The 6,048-nt window shown below is 37.0% G+C and carries 1 protein-coding gene; it reads left to right on the top strand.

Annotation, left to right across the window (positions count from 1 at the left end; translation table 11 throughout):
• The first annotated feature begins 70 nt into the window (after positions 1-70).
• Entirely contained in the window at positions 71-5,878 is a 5,808-nt protein-coding gene (locus tag E1176_RS07810) for an FG-GAP-like repeat-containing protein (protein ID WP_155210054.1), read from the top strand.
• The last annotated feature ends 170 nt before the right edge of the window (positions 5,879-6,048 follow it).

The raw sequence follows: 6,048 nt of genomic DNA, 5'->3' as shown, positions 1-6,048 counted from the left end.
AATTCTTCTAATAATTGTCTTTATTGTATAATTTTTGGTAACATTGATAATTTTAAGATTTTGTATTCTTATGTTTCAAACGCCATTTACTTACCTGCTCCTTTTATCTGTTTTAATTTTAAATTTTACATGCTTCGCCCAAAGTCCATTCCAGACCGTCAATGCGTTTTCAGCTGGTCAAGGCATAGAATTAACTCCTGAAGCGGGAGACTATGACAGGGATGGTGATATAGATATTCTTGGGACAGGGTATGAAACTGCTCTCTTTAGAAACGATGGAGGAGATTTCTCGTTAGTCAACGTTCAATTACCACAGTTGGGATATGGAGGCATGTTTAAATGGGCAGACCTTGATAATGACAATGACCTTGATATTGTGACTGGCGGATGTAATGACAACGGAACTAATAACACCTCACAATTAAGTATTTATCGTAATGATGGCGGGGATCAGTTTACTTTAATTGAAGTGCCTACAAATTTAATTTGTGGAAGTCAGTTTAGTCTGGCTGATTTTAACAACGATGGGCTTATCGATATAGAAATTGAAACGCCATCTGAGTCTAACAATAATGTAATAGTTGGCCACACGTTTTATATCAACCACGGTGATTTTAGTTTTCAACAGACCTTTGATATTAATAAAACATTTGGAAAGACTACCTGGACAGACCTGAATAATGATGGTTGGCTTGATTTTATACTATTGGATGAAGCTTTTAAAAATCTAAAAGACGGCACATTTGAATCTTTTACTGCAAGTAATTCATTGCCAAGAAATGAAAAATTCTACAGTATTGATGCTGATAACGATGGAAACACAGATTTAATTACTAGGGATGGGATATTGTTGAGCAATGATGGAACTGGCCAACTCACCTCTGAGGGTAAGTATTTACCCTTTAAATACATACGTGATCTTCTTGTTGTTGATTTTAATGGTGATGGTTATAAGGATATAGTAGCAGCCGGGGGTAATTCGAGTACTGTCATCACTCAATACTTTCAAAACAACGGAGATGGCACCTATACAGCTGACTTTTTATACGATCAATATATTTATAGTTATAATCTGGCGGCAGCGGATATGGACAATGACAACGACCCTGATCTTATTTTAAGTGGCGTTTACGCTGGAAACACAGTTATCTTACTGAATGATCAATCCAGTCATCTACTTGATCCGGTATCGCCTGGTAATCTTCAGACTGTAATTGATAATGAGCATATTACCTTTTCCTGGGACGCTGCCACTGATAATGAGCAATCTTCCTTACATTATAATATGTACTTGTCATATAATGATGGCTATATAATCACTCCAAATGCCGATACCTCTACCGGATTTAATCATTTACCTGGGAACGCTAACGCCTTTGAATCCCAGCAAAAACAAATACAAGTAATGGCTCTTTCAGACGGATATTTTCAATGGGGCTTGCAGGCAGTAGATGATGAATTAAATACTTCTCAATTTAGCCTTACAAAGGAGTTTACACTTTATAAAAATAATCCAGCAGATGCGCCAACCAACTTATCAAAAAGTATAGTGGAAGACCGTTCAGTCTCATTCACTTGGACTGATAACTCATCTAACGAAACTTCATATACAGTTGAGAGGTCTTCCATTAATGGAAATACAGGGTTTGAATCAATTGCTCAGGTTGCGGCCAATGTAACAAGTTATGTTGATAATACTGTTGAGCCATTGGTTAACTATTATTATCGTATTCGTATCGATGGCACTGAACAGCTAGCCTACTCAAATGTAATAAGCATTAAAACAAATCCTGGCGTAGATATTGCTCCTTTTAACCTTATGGCTAGCGCAGAGACGAGCGCCACGGCAAGAATAGACTGGGAATATATAGGCCCTTCTGATGGGTTTGTCATAGAAAGATCACACAAAAACAAAAGCAACTTTATTGTAGTAGATACAGTCGATGCAGGCGTTAGAACCTTTACAGACCAACAGTTAGAATCCGGCACGAATTATTACTATCGCATTTATTCAATTGATGGTATAGATTATTCCCAATACAGCAATATAGATAATATTACACTTCCGTTTAAAGAGTTTGAGAAAGTAACATTGGCTTCTTTAGATTATGAATCACGTTATGATATGGGCGCTATTGCCTGGGGTGATTACGATAATGATGGTTTTGATGATTTGTTTCTTGGCTATGAAGTACAACTTTATCATAACGAGGGAGATGGTACTTTTCAAAAAATTACAGAAACCGGAATAGCCCCATTTACACCTTCATATGGCTTTGTGGCTTCTTGGGGAGATTATAATAACGATGGCTTTCTAGACTTATTCTACTATAACAATGCCGATAAGAGCGCTCTTTACAAAGGCTTTGGAGATGGCACCTTTTTTAAAGTAAATACGGTCATCAATAGTGAGCGGTCTGATATTAGCAATGCCACTTGGACAGACTTTGATATGGATGGAGACCTGGATTTATCTATTACAGGCAGCCCCTATGTGTTCAGATATGACGGTAATGATACATTTACTAAAGTAAAATACGATTCGTCAGAAATTGGATATTCCAATAACTACTCTATTGCGTCTTGGGCTGACTATGATGATGACGGTGATCCAGATGTATTTTTGGGGAATTATGGAGACGATAGGTTTTTTCAGAATAATGGTGACGGCAGTTTTACAGAAATCACCGATCAGCGCATTACGTCTGACTACAATTTTGACTGCTGCCCAATTGCCACACACACGGTCCTTTGGGCTGACTTCAACAATGACAATAAACTAGATCTAACTACTTACCATGCCGGGGGACCCATTTATACTTATGAAAATAATGAAAATTCTTTTGATAGTGCTTTTTACTCTTATAAACATAACCGTCAATATCGAAAAAATATATTTTGGACAGATTATGACAGTGACGGTGATCTCGATTTGTTTGCAATGGGACATTACAATATGAAAACAGATATATGGGAAACAAAAGAAGGTATACCATTTAACAAAATCACAGCAGGGTTGCTATATGACGTAGTCGAAAATGATGCAATGTTTTCCTGGAACGATTATGATAATGATGGCTTTAGCGATCTCTTTGAGTTTGACGAGAACCACCAGATATATAAAAACATATCAAATCAAAATAATTGGCTTAAAATAAGACTTAAAGGCCGTACCTCGAATAGTACTGGGCTTGGGGCTAAAGTATTTGTTAAATCTAATTCAGAATGGCAACGTTCTGATGTCACAACGCATCACAGTTATAGAGTACAGCAAGGATTCATGTTATTGTTTGGTCTGGGAAAGGCAGAAATTGTTGATAGTATAAAAGTACATTGGCCTTCGGGAAATAAACAGTACCTAACTGATGTTGAGGTGAATCAGGTACTCCTGATTGACGAAATAAACGCACAAGAGACCGTATTACCAGCCCCGTCTAATCTTACGGCAGAGGTGAGTTACCCTTCGTCCATTTTATTAAATTGGACAGATCGATCAGCAAGTGAAAGTGGTTTTGTAATAGAAATGATGACAGATGGAGGACAATTTGAAGAAATAGGATCAGTAGAAGCTAATATCGAAACATATGAAATCAAAAATTTAACATTAGGAGAGACATATAAGTTTCGAGTACGCTCCTCTCCCTCACCTACTAATCGATGGACAAACATAGCTGAAGCACAAATCAGGTTATTTACGGAAGTGTTTGCTGGAGATATATCATATATTCGTTCTAAAACCGAAGGATTGGCATGGGGAGACCCAGATGGAGATGGAGATCCTGATTTATTTATTGGCTCAGAAACCTTTGAACCAGATGCTATTTATTACAATGACAATGGATACTTTACCAGAAGTCCATTGGGTACTGATTGGAGGTATTCACAACAGGCGCATTGGGTCGATTATAACAATGACGGTTATCAGGATTTACATGTTTCAGTAGGTGGTAGTATTAGCGGATCACCTGAGTACTTAAATGATGTACTTTATAAGAATAATGGTTCAGGGCTATTAATTGAGCAAACTGATAATATTTTGTCAGAAGATGGGTTTTCTGATTATACAGCAGCCTGGGGCGATATTACTGGTAACGGCCACCTGGATATGATTACCCCTAGGTCAAATGAAAGACCCATGCTTTACACTAATGAGAATGGGGAGTTTACTATTCAAAATTTATCTTTTGATTTGGATGATGGTGCCGAAATAATCCTTACTGACTTTGACTCAGATAGAGATCTGGATATAATTTCTACTGATTATTACAACTCACTAAATATTTATAAAAATGGCAATGGACAATTTACAGCTTATGATGGTGCTAATCCCTATATCTCTGTTCATTCGTTTGTACTAGAAGATTTTGACAATGACAATGATTTTGATCTATTGATTACTGATTCCAACCGAAAGTTGAGATTACTTTTGTTCGATTCATTTTCGCTAAAGTATACTGAATACCCCAATGTATTTGAGGCGTCTCCAACTACTTCTCAAGTGTCAGTAGGTGATTTTGATAATAACGGATATTTAGACGTGTTTGCAATGGGAGTAAATAATGCACAGGAAGAAAGCAAAATATATCTGAATCAGGGAGGGTTGAATTTTGCATCATTGAATGATCCTATACTTGAACGTTTTATACATGGATCAGCCATTGCAGATATAAATAAAGATGGACAACTAGATATGGTTGTAGTTACTTCAGAGCACTATTTTGATATCGACAGGTATATTTTGCAAGGAAATAAATCCGAAAACAATTGGTTTAGAGTCAAACTGAGAAGCAACGAGAATAATCGCTTTGGTATAGGGGCTAAAGTCAAAATTTTTACTGGTAATACGACACAAGTTCGTGAAATCAGAACCGGATCAAATAAAATATCCAGTCATGAACAGGTTGCCCATTTTGGTCTTGGATCATATGCTGCTATTGATTATGTGAAAGTGGAATGGCCCTCAGGCGTAGATCAATGGATCACTAATCCCGATATAAATACTGAACTTATCGTTGAAAGGGCCAGTGCCTCTGGCCCTCCTGCTCCTACCTCCCCGACAGGACTGGTAGGAACAGCGCGTTTTCCAGGCTATTTTGATCTAAGCTGGAATGATAATAGTGAGGATGAAATGTATTTTCGTTTAGAACGTGCCATAGGCTCCAGTTCATTTGAGCCATTTATAGAGCTAAGCAAAAATACAACGACATATACTGACAGTACCTTCGCAAACAATAATGAGAACAGGCTGGAAGTCAAGTATCGCGTGGTAGCAGTATCTTCTTATACAGTGGTATCAGAACCATCAAATATTGTTGAATTTGTAGATGTCAGACCAAATATACCATCAAATACTACAGCCATGTATCAATCTTCCGGTTACATAGATATTAACTGGAATGACAATAGCAATAATGAGCAACTTTTTAGAATTGAGCGTGCTACAGGGATAGGTCCATTTTTAGATTTTAAATATGTAAAAGAAAACATCACCTCTTATACAGACAGCTCATTCGTCAACTCTGAAGGTGACGAGCTAGATGTCAAATACCGAATAGTTGCCATTTCGATTAGTAACATTGAGTCAAGTCCATCAAATACGGCCTCAATATCTGTTATTGCAGGCCTTGACAATAATTCTGATGACCTTGTTTTATATCCGCAACCGGCTACCTCAGAAGTAACCATTCATAACACACGCGTTATAAAGAGCATATCTATAATTAATGGAAATGGGGTCACTGTTGAAGAGATTGTTGATCCTGGATTACGTAAGGTCACTGTACCTGTAAGTAAATTGTCTCCGGGTATCTACTTTATACGTATAACTGATACAAAAGAAGTATTCCTCAAAAAAGTCGTTATTCGAAAGGATAAATGAGGTTGCAATTACTTCGATTGTCAAAATGACTGGATAGAGCTAACCACTAAGTATTTACAGGATACTCAAAAATTTAAAATCTTTGAAGAAATTTATCTACCTTGTAGCTCTTCTAAAACACTAAAACAAGAACTATGAAATTAGAAACAATCACCCCAAACCTAATGGAT

The sequence above is a fragment of the Fulvivirga aurantia genome, assembly GCF_009711475.1.
Taxonomy (GTDB): domain Bacteria; phylum Bacteroidota; class Bacteroidia; order Cytophagales; family Cyclobacteriaceae; genus Fulvivirga; species Fulvivirga aurantia.
This window is presented reverse-complemented; position numbering and strand designations above follow the sequence as displayed.